Below are 17,203 nucleotides of genomic sequence, written 5' to 3' on the forward strand. Positions count from 1 at the left end.
GTGAGCTTATGGATGCTCACACTTTTTATATATAATCATTTATAGTTCTCAGGGGTAAAAAAGATCTGCGGTGTTCCCGTAATAGGATGAGGGCGACTTACCAAATCTACCTCGTATACAGATGAAAGCAATGTTTCATCATAAAGTAAATCTATTCCACCCTCCGCCACCTTCCTTCCATCCTTAAGCAAAGCACATCTATCTGCATATAAAGCTGCCATGTTTAAATCATGGAGGATGGCGACAATCGTCAGCCCATTTTGAAGCTGGAGCCTCTTTAATAAATTTAACAATTCGATTGTATGCTTTACATCCAGATGATTTGTAGGTTCATCGAGAAACAGGAGCTTTGGCTGCTGGGCCAAAGCCTTTGCTAAAAGGACACGTTGCTTTTCCCCTCCGCTTAATGACGAAAAGTATGTATACTTAAATTTCAGCGTGTTTGTCTGAGCAAGACACTCATCAACAATTGCGTAATCCTCACTACGGTAATGATTAAAAAATCCCTTCTCCTGATAAGGATACCTGCCTAATAGTACGATTTCTTCCACCGTAAAATCTATACCCACCATATGTTCCTGACTTAACACGGCAGCAATTTTAGCCAATTCTCCGGTTTTATAGGATGAGGTCCTTTTCCCATTAATGATTGAAGTCCCTTCTTTATATTCCATTTTTCCCAATATACTTTTAATCAATGTCGTCTTACCGCTTCCATTTGGACCAAGAAGAGCAAAAAATTCTCCGCTCTCAACCTTAATAGAAAAGTCCTGAAGCACTTGCTTATTTTTATGATAGCCTGCACTGAGGCTCTCTACGGTTAACATGTCAAATTCCTTCTTTTTATGCGTTCTTTAATCAGTAAGATTGTAAATACAGGTGCACCGATTAAGGCAGTAATGACACCGATTGGTAATTCCTGCGGGTTGATAATCGTACGTGCAATCAAGTCAGCCAATACGAGATATCCACCTCCAATAATCATGGATAATGGCAGTAAGTGGCGATGATCAGCACCAGCAAGAAGGCGAACAAGATGTGGAATAACCAGTCCAACAAAACCAATAGCTCCTGATACGGCAACTGCTGCACCCGTTAATAGTCCAGCCCCGATAATAATGATTATTTTCTTTCGTTTCACATCGATACCATTATATTGAGCGGATTGATCTCCAAGAGCCATCCCATTTAGTTCACGATAATGATATAAAATTATGGAAGCTCCTATAATAAAAAAGGGAATCAATATACTGACGTGTCCCCAATTTTTCATAGCCACACTGCCCATCAGCCAGTTTAATACCTCCCTCATTTGATCTCCTGAGGATAGCGCAATGATAAGTGAGACCACAGCGCCAATGAATGAATTCATAATTATACCGGCTAAAATAATGGTCTCATTTGCATAGGTAACACTAGCTGCCTTTGTAATACCAAATACAATAAACAAGGTTATAAAACTAAACACGATTGCAACAAGCGGCAATGTGAACTGACCAAAAAGAGCAAATTCGATATTAAAGAATAGAACAATCACTGCCCCAACCGATGCACCGGAAGAAATTCCGATAGTATATGGATCAGCGAGTGGATTTTGCAAAAGCCCCTGAAAGGCAGCACCGGCAAGTGCCAGTGAGGCACCTACAAATAAAGCGATTAATACCCGGGGTAATCGTATATTCCAAATAATCATTTCTATATTTTTTGGACCTGTATAGAAGGATTCCTGGCCGGTCACGTTCTTCAAGAGAATCCCAAGTATATCTTTAAATGACATGTCCACGCTGCCTATAAACAGGCCGAGCAACGCAGCGAGCAGCAAAAACAGGATACTCCCAAAATAAATACCGGTTGTTCTATTTTTATTATTCATAACTTATACTTCAATTCCTCTTTACTCCTGGCGGCGAACCTCGGATTATTCATGCACTTTAAAACAAGATTATAAGCTACAACACATAAAAAATCCTTAGCTCAGGATGATATTGAGCTAAGGATTCACTTTTTCACGCCTGTGAATACAATAAGCCTACTTCTCCCTCCGAAAAATAAGTACTAAAACTCTAAAAGCAGGTTTCCTGGCTTTTACTAAATCAGACTTGTGATTTAGTAAGTACAGTAGCGGGGGCTGCAACGGATTTGAACCGTTTTCCCTTTTACCCTCGTGTACCGAGGCACTTTTAAAGTGATTTATTAGATTTTATTCTTATTCTAATAGATTGATTGACTAATGGCAAATCCACTATTATTTCAACAGTTCTTTGGCAATTAATCTGAAGGAGTTCTCTTTAGCCTCGTATGAATGGGTGATTGTCACAAGCATAATTTCATCTGTAAAGAAGCGTTCACTCAGCTCTCTAATTTTTTCTCCAATCATTTTAGGAGAACCGATAATCATCTTGCTTCTGTTGTAATCAATTCGAGCTTTCTCAAACTGCGATAATGACATTTCATTAATTTCTTTTGGGTGAGGTGTTCCCTCTCTTATAATTCCCTGTGAAAGAAACAGCATCGATAAATCCAGTGAACCAGCCAGATATTCTGCCTCTTCGTCCGATTCTGCACAAACTGTAAATACAGTAACCATACCTGATGGATTCTGTATTAACTCTGTAGGTCGAAATGCTTCATGGTAATGCTTCATATTTTCTTCAGCATATTCACTGTTAATAAACAAAGCAAAATTATAGGGTATACCCTTATGGGCTGCAAGAGCTGCGCTGGATGAACTAGATCCAAGCATCCACAATTCCGGCGGAGATGTAATGGTAGGTGTCGCCGATAACCCATATAGAGGATGCAATTCCGGTATTTGATCATAGAGATACCAGGATAACTCATCTACCTGGTCAGGAAAACGATGCAGTTCTTGTACTCTCCCCTCCTGCAACGCTCGCGTTGCTCTTGGCATCCCTCCAGGAGCCCTGCCTATTCCCAAATCTATTCTTCCTGGAGCTAAACCAGATAATACTCTGAAGTTTTCAGCTACTTTATAAGCACTGTAGTGAGGCAGCATAACACCGCCAGTTCCAACTCTTATTTTATCTGTTTGAGCAGCAATCCATGTAGCCAATATCTCAGGCGAAGATCCTGCCAAGCCTTGACTATCATGATGCTCGCTGACCCAAAATCTTGAGTATCCCCACTCCTCAGCCAATTTTGCCAGTTTGACCGTATTAGCAAGTGCCTGCTCTGAAGGCTCTCCAACAGAGCGCGGTGACTGGTCTAGAATACTTAATTTCACCATTCTGCTCCATCCCCTTAGTATTGAATGCTAGACTCGCCTATTCTTTTTCATTCTCTTAAACGCATGATACAGCTTACTATTCCAATAAAAGAAATACGCTGAACGGCCACCCAGGCTTAACATTTTTTTAGTATATTGCTTAACCGACAACTGGTCTTTCACCTTGGAATCGGCTAGATAAATACCCAATAATCCCTGGTTAATCATGCTGTGGAACTTGCTGTCCGGTATTTTTGTGACATCTAAATTGGCTTTTTCAACAAAATAACAAAGTCTATCAATCAGTTGCTCTTCCGTTTCGTAATAAAAACAGAAATTTAAATCGTCGCCTTGGCGATCCTCCTCCTGATCAATAAAATAGTCCAACATAATATGCAATCCTTGCACATAAGGAAAATAAGATTCATATATGTCTTTCCCCAAATGTTCAGTAAAATTATCACGCACTGCATATGAAACTAAACAAAAGATGCCCAGAGTAGATCCTGCACAAGCACTGAATTCATACCATGACAAACCTTCTGGAAGCTGCTGTTTATTTTCATTGAACCAGGTTTCTAATCTATGTACCCGTTCTTCCCACGTAACATGCTTATGTATTTGTAAATCACAATAAAAGGTGCAAAGCTTTTTCAAAAAAGGCTCGATATGTTGATAATGCACCATATTTGAAAGAACAGATTGACAGGTTTTTACTAACTCGACTAAATACCCGCCATCTTCCTGCTCCTCTCTGAGTTCATAATAATTTCTCGTCAGGGCCTCCGGATTAAGAGCATCCTTCATAGATTGATGCAATAGCGTAAAATCATTAGGATCAAGTGAGGTACTGCGGTCACATAGATTATCAAGATAATCACTGATTGTTTGATACGCAACAATAAATCGAATGACATCATCTTTTTTTTCACCTGCTGCGAGAGCTAATATAGAACCACCCTCGCAATGAAAAGTTTTGTGGGCAATACTGGATAAGGCCTGTGTACGCAGCTCTTCATTAGGGATTTTTTCTGCCTTTGCCTGCCAACTCGCGAGTTCCCGATGAACAACTGGAAATACATTTCTGTATACATTCTTTACTAAGCTGATATCACTAGTGGGTAATTTCATTTGTGTCCCATCTCCTAACCCCTTAAACGATATACCCTATATTGCGCAATCTCGCTTCAATAAAGCTCTTTGCATATAGAAATACATCTTCTCTCTCTGGCTCATTAAATATTTCATGATACAGCTTAGGCCATTCTTTATAATGCTTTTCGGATGCCGGAAAGTAGTTAAACCATTCTCTAACCATAGCCTTGTCCACTATTTTGTCGTCCCCTGCCTGCATAACAAGAACAGGAATATCCGGGAAATCCTCATCAAAATCAAAGGCATCCTTCATAGCTGAAATTAATTCACGATACCATCTGACTGATACACTTGTGATGTAGAGTGAATCGTTCAAATCAAATTCAATAACTTCTGGATTTCTCGTTGCCATTTCAACCGTTAATCCTGAAGGTTTTTTATATGTAGGATAAACAAGATTTAAAACCTTTGACATGGATTCAAGTAATTTTGGAGGATGAATTAATGTTCCAAAGCATGGTGAAGATAGGATAATACCCGCTAAATTATATTCTTTAAGTTGAAGCATGTTAATGATGATGAGTCCTCCCATGCTATGACCCAGCATGAATACAGGCAAACCAAATGTATAAGCCTCGTTCACCCATGAATCAACCTCATCAATATAATCCTCAAATGAATCAATATGCCCTCGATTTGCACGTGAAGTCATTCCCTGACCTGGCAAATCTCCAATAATTACGTGATACCCTTCTGATAGCCATCTTTCAATTAACCATTTATATCTGCCTGAATGCTCCATGGCGCCGTGAACAATCACGATTACACCATAGGCTTTCCCCTCAGCTTCCCACTTTTTCATAGATGAACTCCTCCTGTATGATGTTTAGCTTTATTTTATTTACACTGTACCGCTTTATATGTACACTTTTATTAACTATCTATTTTACAGTAGAAAACGGAGGTTTTGTAATGAAATTATATCAATATATAGATAAAATTCCTTCCATCGATCAAACTGCTTATTTAGCGGATCATGTAGTTATCAGTGGTGATGTCACAATCGGTGAAAATTCAAGTGTTTGGTTTAACACAGTCATTAGAGGTGATGTCGCTCCTGTGATTATCGGTAAAAATGTTAATATTCAAGATAACTCAGTCCTCCATCAAAGTCCCAACAACCCATTAGTACTGGAAGATAATGTAACGATAGGCCATCAAGTCATTCTCCATAGTTGCCATGTGGAGAAAAATGCTTTGATTGGGATGGGCTCCATTATTCTTGACGGAGCTGAAATAGGAGAAGGTGCCTTCATCGGTGCAGGCAGTTTAGTATCTCAAGGTAAAAAAATCCCACCAAACACACTCGCTTTCGGCAGACCTGCTAAAGTAATTCGTGAATTAACAGATGATGATCGTAAAGACATGGAAAGAATAAATAAGGAATACGCAGAAAAAGCACGCTATTATTCAAGTATACAACCTTTAAAAGAGAATAACTAATTATCATTCCTCATTAGGGTATACTCTTTATTGTATACCCATTCCCTTTATTATTTAGCTATAAATGATACACCTTTTTAAAATCAATTTCAGGAGTAGGATTATGAATACTTTCATTTTGATTTTCATGTTATTTAGTATCATTTCAATCATTTTGGTCCTATGGCGTCAATATCAGCCACTATCTATTTTGATTGTTATCTCTTTGATAGGCACTTTCCTGTATACTGGCTGGAAGGTCTATAACTCAAATTACTCCTTTGCTCATCAAATTAATAATATGATTGATAAGTCAGTAAGCTTAACAACTTCTATTACCAAAGATAATCGACTTGCAAAACCTCCTGCCAAAGATAAAGTACTTCTTGATGTGCCGATCGTTAAACAGCAGCCCGAGCTCCCAAGAGGATGTGAAGTAACCAGCCTGGCTATGCTTCTTCAATATTCCGGATTGGATGCTGATAAATTAAAACTTGCCCAGCAAATAAAAAAAAATCCAGCTAAAATAAAAAAAATAAATGGTGAAATCCATTACGGTGATCCTAATGATGGATTTATTGGAGATATGTATTCAACTAATAAACCTGGCCTCGGAGTGTATCATAAGCCTATAAAAAAACTTGCTGAGCATTATATGCCTGGCAAAATAATCGATTTTACCAATGGAGATTTCAACCAAATCAAAAAGTATCTCTCAACCAATCGGCCCGTCTGGGTTATCATAAATACAGCCTATGAAAAACTGGATCCATCCTATTTCCATACTTGGAAAACACCAAATGGGAAAATATCGATTACTTATAAGGAGCATTCTGTCGTAGTGACGGGATATGATCAGCATTATATTTATTTTAACGATCCCTTAACAGGAATTAAAAATAAAAAAGCACCCTCCGCTGATTTTGAAAAAGCGTGGGTGCAAATGGGAAAACAGGCTATAACCTATAAAGATTAATGGATTGGGTCACTTATCATATCCTTTTCAGCTAATGCCTGGAAAGGATATTTTTCTTCGACATATACAGAGTACCATATCATAAATACCAATACAGTCCATAGTTTACGGCTATTATCCGCTTTACCTGTAACATGATTATTGAACAGATTCATAATGACTTGCTTATCCAGCAAATGATCTGTTTGGCTTTCTTTTATTATTGTAATCGCCCATTCATACATTTCATTTTTTAACCAATGACGGATAGGGACTGGAAAACCAAGTTTCTTACGATTTAATACATGGTCAGGAATGATTCCCTCTGCAGCTTTTCTAAGTATATATTTGGTCGTTCCATGAGCAGTTTTTAAATCAGTTGGAATTCCGGATGCCACCTCAAATACTTTTTTATCAAGGAATGGCACTCGAAGCTCAAGAGAATGTGCCATCGTCATCTTATCAGCTTTTACTAATATATCTCCGCGCAGCCATGTATGAATATCAATATACTGCATTCTGCTCACATCATCATATTCGGGTGTTTCTGCGTAGAACGGATGTGTTATCGTAGTATAATCCAGCTTTGATTTATATAATTTGAATAATTGCCCCTTCTCTTCCTCCATAAACATCTTGGCATTTCCAAGATAGCGTTCTTCAATCGGCGTACAGCCGCGCTCTATAAAACTTTTGCCTTTTACCCCTTCAGGCATCATGGCAGCAATTCTTTTTAGCGCTCTTTTCATAAGTACAGGAATTTTATTAAATATGGCTAAGGATTGAGGCTCACGGTAAATATTGTATCCTCCGAATAATTCATCCGCTCCTTCACCTGACAGAACAACCGTTACATGCTTTTGCGCTTCCCTTGCCACGAAATATAAAGGAACACAAGCGGGGTCTGCCAACGGGTCATCCATATGCCACATAATTTTCGGCAGTTCCCTCATATATTCCTGCGGCGATATAATATAGCTGATATTCTCTACCCCAAGCTTGTCAGCTGTTTCTTTAGCTACATCAATTTCACTGAAACCATTCTGTTCAAATCCAACTGAGAATGTTTTAATTCCAGGATGAAATTCTTTAGCTATGGATGCGATGATTGTAGAATCAATTCCACCTGAAAGAAATGAACCAACGGGTACATCACTGCGCATATGCATGCTGATACTGTCATACATCACATCTTGAATTTCTTTAATCCAATCTGGTTCACTGCGCAGAATAGGTTTAAATTCCGCTTTCCAATATTGGCGGATTTCCATAGGTTCTCCAATTTTCTTTGTAAAGCAATGTCCAGGCAATAATTTTTTCACATACTTTGTCATCGTTGCTGGTTCTGGAGTAAATTGAAAGGTAAGATAATGCTGCAGAGACACATGATCCAATTCTTGTTTTTCTATAGCGTGTATAATACTTTTCTTTTCAGAAGCAAAATAGGTCTTATCCCCATCTTCCTTATAAAAAAATGGTTTAATCCCAAATGGATCACGGGCACCAAAAACAGATTTCTCCTGTTTATCCCAAATCACGAACCCAAACATCCCACGAAGCATTTCAACTGCCTTTTCCCCATATTGAACAAATGCCGCCAGGATTACTTCAGTATCTGAATTTGTAGAAAACGCCATGCCTTCCTTTTCCAGCACTACTTTCAATTCCAAGTAGTTGTATATTTCTCCGTTAAAAACAATCCAATAGCGTTCATTTTCATACGTTAAGGGCTGATGTCCACATTCAATATCAATGATGCTTAGTCTTCTGAAACCAAGCTGGATATGTTCATCTATATAATACCCCTCGTCATCCGGCCCTCTATGCGTAATCAAGTCATTCATACTTTTAATTAGTTCTGAATCCTGATTCGCTTGTTGGTGATCATGCATACATCCTACAAATCCACACATTATTATTCACTCACTACCTTTACTTTCGACTGTTTTTCATTTAAAAATATCAAAGAATTAGATTTTAGATATGAGCTAGGGTCCCGACAAAATACGATCCATTATACCCGATTTCATAGTTTCCTAATATTACCATATTTAGACAAAAAAAGAAAGAGGGGTTATCCCTCTTTCTAGAAATGTTTATGCTGTTTATCTTAGATGTTAGCTTCCGCACGCAGTACTTCCACTTTATCTGTTTTCTCCCAAGGAAGATCTAAATCATTGCGTCCAAAATGTCCGTAAGCTGCTGTTTGTTTATAGATCGGACGTCTTAAATCAAGCATTTTTATGATCCCTGCTGGGCGTAGATCAAAGTTAGCACGTACTAATTCAATTAATTTTTCCTCTTCAATTTTCCCTGTACCGAACGTATCAATAGAAATAGATACTGGTTGCGCTACACCAATCGCGTAAGCCAGCTGAACTTCCGCTTTATCTGCAAGACCTGCTGCTACAATATTTTTAGCTACGTATCTGGCTGCATAGGCAGCAGAACGGTCTACTTTTGTAGCGTCTTTACCAGAGAATGCTCCGCCACCGTGACGTGCGTATCCACCATACGTGTCTACAATGATTTTACGGCCAGTCAAGCCTGCATCCCCTTGTGGACCTCCAATAACAAAACGGCCCGTTGGGTTAATAAAATATTTAGTTTGTTCATCAATAAGGTGAGCAGGAACAACCGGTTTAATTACTTGTTCTTTTAAGTCTTTCTTAATTTGCTCCAGTGTTGTTTCCGCGTCATGCTGAGTAGAGATAACGATTGTATCAATTCTTACCGGATTTTTATTTTCATCATATTCCACTGTGACTTGTGTTTTTCCATCAGGGCGCAAGTATGGAAGAACTTCTTGTTTACGAACCTCAGCCAGCTTTCTAGATAATTGGTGAGCAAGAGAAATAGGAAGAGGCATTAATTCTTCTGTTTCGTTGCAGGCAAAACCGAACATAAGACCCTGATCTCCCGCCCCAATAGCTTCAATCTCTTCATCTGACATCGTGCCTTCTCTTGATTCCAAAGCTTGGTCTACACCTTGGGCGATATCTGCAGATTGTTCATCAATAGAGGTTAAGACAGCGCATGTTTCTGCATCGAAACCATATTTAGCACGTGTATAACCGATCCCTTTGATTGTGTCACGTACAATTTTTGGAATATCCACATACGTAGAAGTAGTGATTTCTCCCGCTACTAAAACTAATCCAGTGGTAACAGATGTTTCGCAGGCTACCCTTGCATTTGGATCCTTTGCTAATATTTCATCCAAAATGGCATCAGAAACCTGATCGCAAATTTTATCCGGATGACCTTCTGTTACAGATTCTGATGTAAACAAATGTCTCTTATTAGACATGTATATTTCCTCCTTCAGTTTCCCTGTTTATGGCTACTCATTATCTTTAATTATCTCCTGATTATACGAAAAAAGACCTTTCCCCTTTATAAAGAAAAGAGGAAAGGTCTGAGTCTCAGAAATCTGCCTTTCACTCTCATCGTTCAAGGCATTATAACCTTGCATCAAGTTAGCACCTTTGCGTGATTTCCATTATAAGGAATCAAACTGCAGGTTGCCCCGGCTTCATAGAGCTCGTCTCTCCACCGAGTCTTGATAAGAGTATCCATATCAAATGTATATATTATCTTATCCATCATTTTCTGTCAATAAATAAACAGGAATATATTGTTAAGATAAAACTTTAGCTTCATCCTTTTTCTAAAAGAAGTACAGTCAGAACTTAAAATTCGCATTTCAATTATGATATTGATATAATTAATTTACGAATATTCAAATAAATATACTTTATTATTTATCCATCAATATTGACTAATATCCCTATTCTTTCACCAATGAAAACAATAATAATTATTCTTATATACTATATTAAACCATATTTTTGAAAATTAACACAATTAGTATGGATAAATCGATTAAATGTGTTATACTATTTTCCATATAATATGCTTACCAAAATTCTGGAAAAGGATGATACCTTATGAACAGTGTAGGAGTTTCCAATGAATTGAAACAATTACTTACTCATGATAATATTCACATTCAGCTTTCAGTGCCACAATTAGTTGAAAAAGTATTAACCAGAAAAGAGGGCATCCTCACATCTACTGGAGCGATTAAAGCCGAAACAGGTAAATATACCGGCAGATCTCCAAAGGATAAATATATTGTAGAGGAAGCTGCCACTAAAGATAAAATAGCCTGGGGAAGCGTCAATCAAGCAATATCTGAAGACGCATTCTCTAAATTATATGATAAAGTTATCGATTACCTCGAAAAACGAGATGAATTATTTGTATTTAATGGGTTTGCTGGGGCTGCAACAGACTACCGCCTTCCTATACAAGTAATCAATGAATATGCCTGGCACAATTTATTTGTACATCAGCTGTTTATCCGCCCCACTAAAGAAGAGCTTGAAAATCATTCTCCTGAGTTTACTATTATCTCAGCACCAGGTTTTAAAGCAAACCCTCTCGTGGACGGTACACAATCTGAGACGTTTATCATCATTTCTTTTGAGAAAAAAGTCGTCTTAATTGGAGGCACCGAGTATGCAGGTGAAATGAAAAAATCCATTTTCTCAATCATGAATTACCTGTTGCCTGAGAAAAATGTGTTCTCTATGCATTGTTCAGCAAATGTAGGTTTCGAGGGAGATGTAGCTCTTTTCTTTGGCTTATCCGGCACTGGAAAGACTACTTTATCAGCCGATCCAAATCGCCGCCTTATAGGTGATGACGAACATGGCTGGTCTCCTGATGGTGTATTTAATATTGAAGGCGGCTGTTACGCAAAATGCATCAATCTCACACAGGAAAAAGAGCCTCAAATTTTTAATGCCATACGCTTTGGTTCTGTACTAGAGAATGTGGTTGTAGATGAAGATACGAGAATTGCTGACTATGATAATGGAATGTTAACTGAAAATACCCGGGCAGCTTACCCTATCGAAGCCATGCAGAACATCGTCACACCTAGTATAGCGGGCCATCCCAATACAATCATCTTTTTAACTGCTGATGCTTTTGGTGTTCTGCCTCCAATCAGCAAGTTAACCAAAGAACAGGCAATGTATCATTTTCTAAGCGGTTATACGAGTAAATTGGCAGGGACTGAACTCGGAATCACTTCACCACAGGCTACGTTTTCTACCTGCTTCGGTTCACCATTCTTACCATTGCATCCAACTAAATATGCTGAGATGCTTGGCAAAAATATTGAGGAACATCAAGTTCAGGTATATCTGGTTAATACCGGTTGGACTGGAGGAGAGTATGGGACAGGTAGCCGCATGAAGCTTTCTTATACACGATTGATGATTCAAGCTGCATTGGAAGGAGAACTAGCCAATATCGAAACGGTACAAGACAGAATATTTGGCTTAGCGATTCCTTTACACGTACCTGGAGTACCTGATGAAGTTTTACAGCCGCAGAAAACGTGGAAAGATCCAGAAGCCTATTATGAAAAGGCGAATGAGCTTGCACATAAATTCAGAGAAAATTTCAAGGAATTTAAAAATATCAGTTCTGAAATTGAATCTAAAGGTGGACCAATTACCTTTTAAAGAACTAGCGGTGTCTTAGGAAGCCAAAAAGAAATGGCTTTCCTGAGGCACTATTTTATTTGTCTAAATTTAAAAACAAACCCACCGCCCAATGTAATTCTGGATGAAGGTTTGTTTTCTTTAGTTTCTATTCAATTTAGTTACTGGAATTTAAAGAAATCAACTCATATGTAATGGTTGTGCAGTTATTTTCCCATTCCACTTTTTTTATCCGTGCCGTTCCTCTCGATTCTCCATCCAGAGTTTTTCGGATATCAATCGGAATTTCAATTGGATATAGGCGGTATCCTTCTTTTTTTAGGACGAATAGATTTTCCTCAACCCTTTTTTCATTAGCCTTTGTCACTATAAGAGTATTCAATTCCATTGGCATACCCAATTCTCTCACTCCCCTGCTTCATTTATTTATTTCAATGGTATCATTTGAAGCGGCTTCTTTCATCCATTTCGTTAAATCCGTGACGATTTGCCGATTTATTCTAGGAGGTAGATAATGTGTATAGTCCTTAAGGTACCACACATCGACGCTCTTGCCGAGATCCTGCAGTCTGTTTCTTAATAGATTGGCATGTTCAACCGAAACGTTCTTATCCTTCTCGCCATGAATAATTAGAACATTACATGGTATTTTTTCAATTTCATACAAGGGTGTACGGGCTTTATATTCATCCGGCACCTTGTTTGGCGTACCTCCAATGACCCTTTTCAGCATTCTTCTTAAATCAATTCTCTCTATGTAGGTCAGAACCATATCGGAAACTCCCCCCCACGTGACAAGTGAAGCAGCGTCCTGGCAGTATATAGCTGTCCACAAGGCCATAATCCCGCCTCGAGAAAATCCAAAAATATGGACCTTTTTTGGATTAACCTTGGGATGTTGCTTTAAAAGTTCAAAACCTGCAATAGCATCCCAACGATCTTCTCCTGCAAAATCTTCCTCTCCTTCTCCACCCTGGTTGCCACGATAAAAGGGGGCAAAAACAACAAACCCCTGACTTGCGAATTGAATGATACGCCCTGGACGGACCTTCCCAACATTTTTAATGCCTCCGCGTAAATATAAAAATCCGTCCATTATTTCATCATTTTTTTTTGGCTCAGCTAATAGCCCCTTAACCCTTAACCCATTCGATAAATACGTGACAATATATAGATTTATATCCGGATGTGGCGATGGATATCGACTTCTATCTACGATACTACCTAGCGATGATTTTACTTCATCCATAATCCGGGCTCCTTTACAAAGTTCTATAGGCATTCACACAAATATATACCACACATACAATACGATTAACTACACTTTGGCATACATACTGCCTACTAAGGAGGAAATTCCCTTGAAATATTATCTTAAAACCAGCTTCTTCTGTATGCTGTCCATTCTGCTCATCTTTAGTTTATCGGCCTGTAAAGAAAATAAGTCGACTGAAGAATTGACAAAAGTCAAAGTAGCAGAAGTCACACGCTCTATTTTTTATGCACCTGAATATGTCGCCCTGGCCAAAGGATTTTTTAAGGACGAAGGGCTTGATGTAGACCTGCAGACTGCATGGGGCGGTGATAAGACAATGACTGCTCTACTATCAGGCGGAGCTGATATCGTGCTTGTTGGCTCAGAAACTTCTATTTATGTTCATGGACAAAATTCAAGAGATCCTGTTATTAATTTTGCCCAATTAACTCAAACAGATGGAACTTTTCTTGTATCCAGAGAAAAAATAGAGGAATTTAACTGGAACATGCTAAAGGGCAGTACATTTCTCGGACAGAGGAAAGGCGGTATGCCACAAATGGTTGGAGAGTTTGTACTGAAAAAACACAGCATTGATCCTCAAAAGGATTTGAAATTAATTCAAAATATTGATTTTGCCAATGTCGCCAATGCCTTTGCATCAGGAACAGGTGATTATGTACAGCTATTCGAACCTCAGGCAAGTGTTTTTGAAAAAGAAGGAAAAGGACATATTGTCGCTTCCTTTGGAAAAGAATCCGGCCATGTTCCATACACCACCTTCATGGCAAAGGAAAGCTATATGAAGGAAAATGAAGATATCGTTAAACGTTTTACAAAAGCGATTTATAAAGCACAAAAATGGGTTGAAGAAACAGATTCCGCTGAAGTAGCAAAAGCTATTCTCCCATATTTTGAAGATACAGACGTAGAGATTATTGAAATGGCCATTGACCGTTACAAGTCACAGGAGTCCTTTGCCTTAAATCCAATTCTTGATGAGGAAGAATGGTTAAATCTGCAGGATATCATGAAAGAAGCAGGAGAAATCGATTCCTATATCGATCATAAAACACTCGTAAATACAGAAATCGCTGAAGAAGTTTCAAAATAGGAGCTAAGGAGGCAGGGATTATGCCTTTATTGTCGATAGAGAATGTATCTCATCTCTATTTATCTAAATCGCAAACATCAATTGCTTTAGAGAATATATCAATGAGTATTGAGGAGGGAGAATTCATCTCCTTCCTTGGCCCAAGCGGCTGCGGTAAAACAACCCTTCTATCCATTATATCTGGCCTTTTTAAGCCAACCGAAGGAAGTGTTAAGCTATACGGGAAGGATGTCCTCATCCATCGCCAGGATATTGGATATATGCTGCAGCAGGATTATTTATTTCCCTGGAAGACCATTAAAGAAAATATATTGATAGGATTAAAATTATTAAAGCAGCTCGACCAAAAGCACGAAGAACAAACCATATCACTATTAGAAGAAATCGGCCTGAAGGATGTATTGACTAAATTTCCAAGGGAGCTATCAGGAGGAATGCGCCAACGAGTTGCCCTAGTTAGAACTTTGGCCACTAACCCTACTCTGCTCCTCTTAGATGAACCTTTTTCTGCTTTAGATTTACAAACCAAACTAAAGCTTGAAGATATCGTATCAAGTACATTAAAATCGTTTAAAAAAACGGCTATTTTAGTTACTCACGATATAGGAGAAGCAGTAGCCATGAGTGATCGTGTCTTCCTCCTCTCTCCAAAACCAGGAAAAATTCACAAAGAATTTGATATTCCAAACGAGTTAAAAGGGCTATCCCCATTTAATGCAAGAAATCATCCAGCCTTTTCAGATGTGTTCCAGCTTATATGGAAGGAGATGGAGCAGCTTGACGGATAATAAACTTAAAATTAATACCCTTCACAAGAACTATATCCAACAATTAAAAACCAACCAGCATAAAGTATGGCTGTATCAGGGTGTTATCTTTGTTTTATTTTTTGCTCTTTGGGAAATAGCCAGCCATTTTTACTGGATAGATCCCCTCCTGTTCAGTTCACCTTCCAATGTCGTTGAAATGCTGATTGAAAAAATACAGGATGGCAGTTTGCTCAGCCATCTCGGACTTACCTTGTTCGAAACAGTCATCAGCTTTATTTTAGGCACTCTACTAGGGACACTGCTAGCTGTTGCCTTGTGGTGGTCTCCAATGCTTTCAAAGGTCCTGGATCCCTATTTAGTCATCTTCAATGCTATGCCTAAGGTAGCCCTTGGACCCATTATTATTGTGGCGATGGGCCCTGGATTAATATCCATTATCACCAATGGAATCATTATCTCAGTTATCGTTACGACTATAGTCGTCTACACGAGCTTCAAGGAAATCGATCCCAATTATATAAAGGTAATGGAAACGTTTAATGCTCGCCGCATGCACATCTTCAAGGAAGCTGTCTTGCCGTATTCCTTTCCAGTCATTATATCGACACTAAAGGTTAATGTTGGTTTAGCCTGGGTTGGTGTCATAGTTGGAGAATTTCTTGTTTCTTCACAAGGACTTGGCTATCTAATCATTTATGGATTCCAGGTATTTAATTTCACCCTTGTTTTAATGGCATTACTCGTTATAGCTGTATTTGCAACGATTATGTATAAAATGGTCGAGTTTGTTGAAGCTAAGTTAATCCGCGACCGCTTATCATAAAAATTTTAACCGGCTTATTTTATCCAGACATTTCAAAACAACCTGATCCTTCATAATGAAGCTATATTGGGTGCTCGTTTGAAAATCATGTGGCAGTTCTGACAGTAAAACGGGCCCTTCTGTTTCCAGATAATCTTCTTTCTTCGTAAGGGCAGTAAGCTCGGCATAAAATACTGCTTTAACAAAGGAACCCGCTGGGTCGAGTACTTTATACTCGCCAATTGGAATTAACTGCTTTGCTTCTCCCCCTGTTTCCTCATATACTTCACGTATGGCAGCCTGAACAGGGGTTTCATTGTTTTCCACCTTGCCTCCGGGAAATTCAAGCCCTCTTTTGGAATGGTTGGTAAGAACCCATTTCCCTTTATAGCGGCATATGACGAATACATGACGAGCTTCTTTTTCAAATTGACCTTGTTCATCATGAAAATAGACATTATTTCCATGGATATCCTTAAATATGTCCATCTATCTCTACACTTCTCTCTTAATTGTTTCTTTCAATTATAGCAAAACTGGCTCTTATATAATTTATAAGGAATAAATCAATTAGAAGCTTACTTTTACAACACACTTTCTTAAAAATATAACAAATATAGTCATGAAGGATGGAATCAATAATATTTTCAATATAAGTAGAGTACATTTATAAAGGTTGGGGTAAATAATTACTATATGAATCGTGATCTAAAAATTGAAAGGAGTTCTTAGCAGTGAATTTCATTGATGAACTATACCAATTGTATCGAGATAAACTAACTGGCGATGATGAAGATATTGATATTTTGGCTTTAGCCGTTTTAGAACAGCTTGATCGTAAGGATGTTATGCAATTAATTAATGAACTGGAAGATCGGGAGCTATATAATTTAATGGGGATATACATAATTGATAGCCTTAAAAAGCGATTTGCAAATGATGATGTACAGCCGCCTGTATCAAAATATTTGCACTAAGATAGGAT

The 17,203-nt window shown here is 38.3% G+C and carries 17 protein-coding genes and 2 riboswitches; of the genes, 7 read left to right on the forward strand and 10 right to left on the reverse strand.

What is annotated here, in order from left to right; translation table 11 throughout:
- Positions 1-35: 35 nt before the first annotated feature.
- From AC4BHA_RS09210 to AC4BHA_RS09230, 5 genes are all read right to left on the reverse strand, one after another.
- Positions 36-827, reverse strand: coding sequence for an ABC transporter ATP-binding protein (locus AC4BHA_RS09210; protein ID WP_490558467.1), 792 nt, complete (start codon positions 825-827; stop codon positions 36-38).
- Complete coding sequence (locus AC4BHA_RS09215) at positions 821-1,873, reverse strand: FecCD family ABC transporter permease (protein WP_066109155.1); 1,053 nt, start codon at positions 1,871-1,873, stop codon at positions 821-823. Before AC4BHA_RS09215 ends, AC4BHA_RS09210 begins: the two co-directional genes overlap by 7 nt.
- 178 nt (positions 1,874-2,051) lie before the next feature.
- Positions 2,052-2,197: riboswitch (cobalamin riboswitch) on the reverse strand.
- Between the two features lie 48 nt (positions 2,198-2,245).
- Entirely contained in the window at positions 2,246-3,247 is a 1,002-nt protein-coding gene (locus tag AC4BHA_RS09220) for an LLM class flavin-dependent oxidoreductase (protein WP_490558468.1), read from the reverse strand.
- 27 nt (positions 3,248-3,274) lie between these two features.
- Positions 3,275-4,357 carry a tetraprenyl-beta-curcumene synthase family protein gene (locus AC4BHA_RS09225; protein WP_066109162.1) on the reverse strand — a complete coding sequence of 361 codons (1,083 nt, stop codon included), beginning with the start codon at positions 4,355-4,357 and terminating at the stop codon, positions 3,275-3,277.
- Between the two features lie 22 nt (positions 4,358-4,379).
- Positions 4,380-5,183: an alpha/beta hydrolase gene (locus AC4BHA_RS09230; RefSeq protein WP_066109165.1), complete on the reverse strand. Its 804-nt coding sequence runs from the start codon at positions 5,181-5,183 to the stop codon at positions 4,380-4,382.
- Positions 5,184-5,293: 110 nt separating this feature from the next.
- On the opposite strand from AC4BHA_RS09230, the gene AC4BHA_RS09235 reads away from it, so the two are divergent.
- Both AC4BHA_RS09235 and AC4BHA_RS09240 read left to right on the forward strand, forming a co-directional pair.
- Positions 5,294-5,824, forward strand: a complete 531-nt coding sequence (locus AC4BHA_RS09235) for a gamma carbonic anhydrase (RefSeq protein ID WP_490558469.1) — start codon at positions 5,294-5,296, stop codon at positions 5,822-5,824.
- 103 nt (positions 5,825-5,927) lie between these two features.
- On the forward strand, positions 5,928-6,779 hold the full coding sequence (locus tag AC4BHA_RS09240) for a C39 family peptidase (RefSeq protein WP_490558470.1): 852 nt from the start codon (positions 5,928-5,930) through the stop codon (positions 6,777-6,779).
- On the opposite strand, the gene asnB is transcribed toward AC4BHA_RS09240, so the two are convergent.
- Together asnB and metK are read right to left on the reverse strand one after the other, a co-directional pair.
- The gene (asnB, locus tag AC4BHA_RS09245) at positions 6,776-8,671 is read right to left on the reverse strand and encodes an asparagine synthase (glutamine-hydrolyzing) (RefSeq protein ID WP_490558471.1); all 1,896 of its coding nucleotides are present in this window, start codon (positions 8,669-8,671) and stop codon (positions 6,776-6,778) included. The genes AC4BHA_RS09240 and asnB overlap by 4 nt on opposite strands.
- A gap of 197 nt (positions 8,672-8,868) precedes the next feature.
- Positions 8,869-10,068, reverse strand: coding sequence for a methionine adenosyltransferase (metK, locus tag AC4BHA_RS09250; RefSeq protein WP_490558472.1), 1,200 nt, complete (start codon positions 10,066-10,068; stop codon positions 8,869-8,871).
- A 133-nt stretch (positions 10,069-10,201) separates the two neighbouring features.
- Positions 10,202-10,330: riboswitch (SAM riboswitch) on the reverse strand.
- Positions 10,331-10,708: 378 nt separating this feature from the next.
- On the opposite strand from metK, the gene pckA reads away from it, so the two are divergent.
- Positions 10,709-12,298, forward strand: coding sequence for a phosphoenolpyruvate carboxykinase (ATP) (gene pckA / locus AC4BHA_RS09255; protein WP_139892774.1), 1,590 nt, complete (start codon positions 10,709-10,711; stop codon positions 12,296-12,298).
- A 136-nt stretch (positions 12,299-12,434) separates the two neighbouring features.
- On the opposite strand, the gene AC4BHA_RS09260 is transcribed toward pckA, so the two are convergent.
- Together AC4BHA_RS09260 and AC4BHA_RS09265 are read right to left on the reverse strand one after the other, a co-directional pair.
- Positions 12,435-12,677, reverse strand: coding sequence for a DUF2584 domain-containing protein (locus tag AC4BHA_RS09260; RefSeq protein ID WP_066109181.1), 243 nt, complete (start codon positions 12,675-12,677; stop codon positions 12,435-12,437).
- Positions 12,678-12,695: 18 nt separating this feature from the next.
- A complete protein-coding gene (locus AC4BHA_RS09265; protein ID WP_066109183.1) occupies positions 12,696-13,526 on the reverse strand; it encodes an alpha/beta hydrolase family protein in 831 nt (276 codons plus the stop codon).
- A 145-nt stretch (positions 13,527-13,671) separates the two neighbouring features.
- Between AC4BHA_RS09265 and AC4BHA_RS09270 the strand changes: the two genes are divergently transcribed.
- From AC4BHA_RS09270 to AC4BHA_RS09280, 3 genes are read left to right on the forward strand one after another with little or no spacing between them, the layout of a single operon-like run.
- Complete coding sequence (locus AC4BHA_RS09270; protein ID WP_066109273.1) at positions 13,672-14,646, forward strand: ABC transporter substrate-binding protein; 975 nt, start codon at positions 13,672-13,674, stop codon at positions 14,644-14,646.
- Positions 14,647-14,666: 20 nt separating this feature from the next.
- Positions 14,667-15,434: an ABC transporter ATP-binding protein gene (locus tag AC4BHA_RS09275; protein ID WP_066109186.1), complete on the forward strand. Its 768-nt coding sequence runs from the start codon at positions 14,667-14,669 to the stop codon at positions 15,432-15,434.
- Positions 15,424-16,239: an ABC transporter permease gene (locus AC4BHA_RS09280; RefSeq protein WP_066109189.1), complete on the forward strand. Its 816-nt coding sequence runs from the start codon at positions 15,424-15,426 to the stop codon at positions 16,237-16,239. Before AC4BHA_RS09275 ends, AC4BHA_RS09280 begins: the two co-directional genes overlap by 11 nt.
- Here the strand turns inward: AC4BHA_RS09280 and ytkD are convergent.
- Positions 16,234-16,707, reverse strand: a complete 474-nt coding sequence (gene ytkD / locus AC4BHA_RS09285; protein ID WP_066109192.1) for an RNA deprotection pyrophosphohydrolase — start codon at positions 16,705-16,707, stop codon at positions 16,234-16,236. The genes AC4BHA_RS09280 and ytkD overlap by 6 nt on opposite strands.
- Positions 16,708-16,952: 245 nt before the next feature.
- Between ytkD and AC4BHA_RS09290 the strand changes: the two genes are divergently transcribed.
- Positions 16,953-17,195: a DUF6154 family protein gene (locus AC4BHA_RS09290; RefSeq protein WP_066109196.1), complete on the forward strand. Its 243-nt coding sequence runs from the start codon at positions 16,953-16,955 to the stop codon at positions 17,193-17,195.
- Positions 17,196-17,203: the final 8 nt, after the last annotated feature.

The sequence above is a fragment of the Pradoshia sp. Z3_51 genome, from assembly GCF_058215915.1.

Coding starts and splice junctions, on each gene's coding strand:
- AC4BHA_RS09210 (WP_490558467.1), bottom strand. CDS start 827: ATGTTAACCGTAGAGAGCCTCAGTGCAGGCTATCATAAAAATAAGCAA.
- AC4BHA_RS09215 (WP_066109155.1), bottom strand. CDS start 1,873: ATGAATAATAAAAATAGAACAACCGGTATTTATTTTGGGAGTATCCTG.
- AC4BHA_RS09220 (WP_490558468.1), bottom strand. CDS start 3,247: ATGGTGAAATTAAGTATTCTAGACCAGTCACCGCGCTCTGTTGGAGAG.
- AC4BHA_RS09225 (WP_066109162.1), bottom strand. CDS start 4,357: ATGAAATTACCCACTAGTGATATCAGCTTAGTAAAGAATGTATACAGA.
- AC4BHA_RS09230 (WP_066109165.1), bottom strand. CDS start 5,183: ATGAAAAAGTGGGAAGCTGAGGGGAAAGCCTATGGTGTAATCGTGATT.
- AC4BHA_RS09235 (WP_490558469.1), top strand. CDS start 5,294: ATGAAATTATATCAATATATAGATAAAATTCCTTCCATCGATCAAACT.
- AC4BHA_RS09240 (WP_490558470.1), top strand. CDS start 5,928: ATGAATACTTTCATTTTGATTTTCATGTTATTTAGTATCATTTCAATC.
- asnB (WP_490558471.1), bottom strand. CDS start 8,671: ATGTGTGGATTTGTAGGATGTATGCATGATCACCAACAAGCGAATCAG.
- metK (WP_490558472.1), bottom strand. CDS start 10,068: ATGTCTAATAAGAGACATTTGTTTACATCAGAATCTGTAACAGAAGGT.
- pckA (WP_139892774.1), top strand. CDS start 10,709: ATGAACAGTGTAGGAGTTTCCAATGAATTGAAACAATTACTTACTCAT.
- AC4BHA_RS09265 (WP_066109183.1), bottom strand. CDS start 13,526: ATGGATGAAGTAAAATCATCGCTAGGTAGTATCGTAGATAGAAGTCGA.
- AC4BHA_RS09270 (WP_066109273.1), top strand. CDS start 13,672: ATGCTGTCCATTCTGCTCATCTTTAGTTTATCGGCCTGTAAAGAAAAT.
- AC4BHA_RS09275 (WP_066109186.1), top strand. CDS start 14,667: ATGCCTTTATTGTCGATAGAGAATGTATCTCATCTCTATTTATCTAAA.
- ytkD (WP_066109192.1), bottom strand. CDS start 16,707: ATGGACATATTTAAGGATATCCATGGAAATAATGTCTATTTTCATGAT.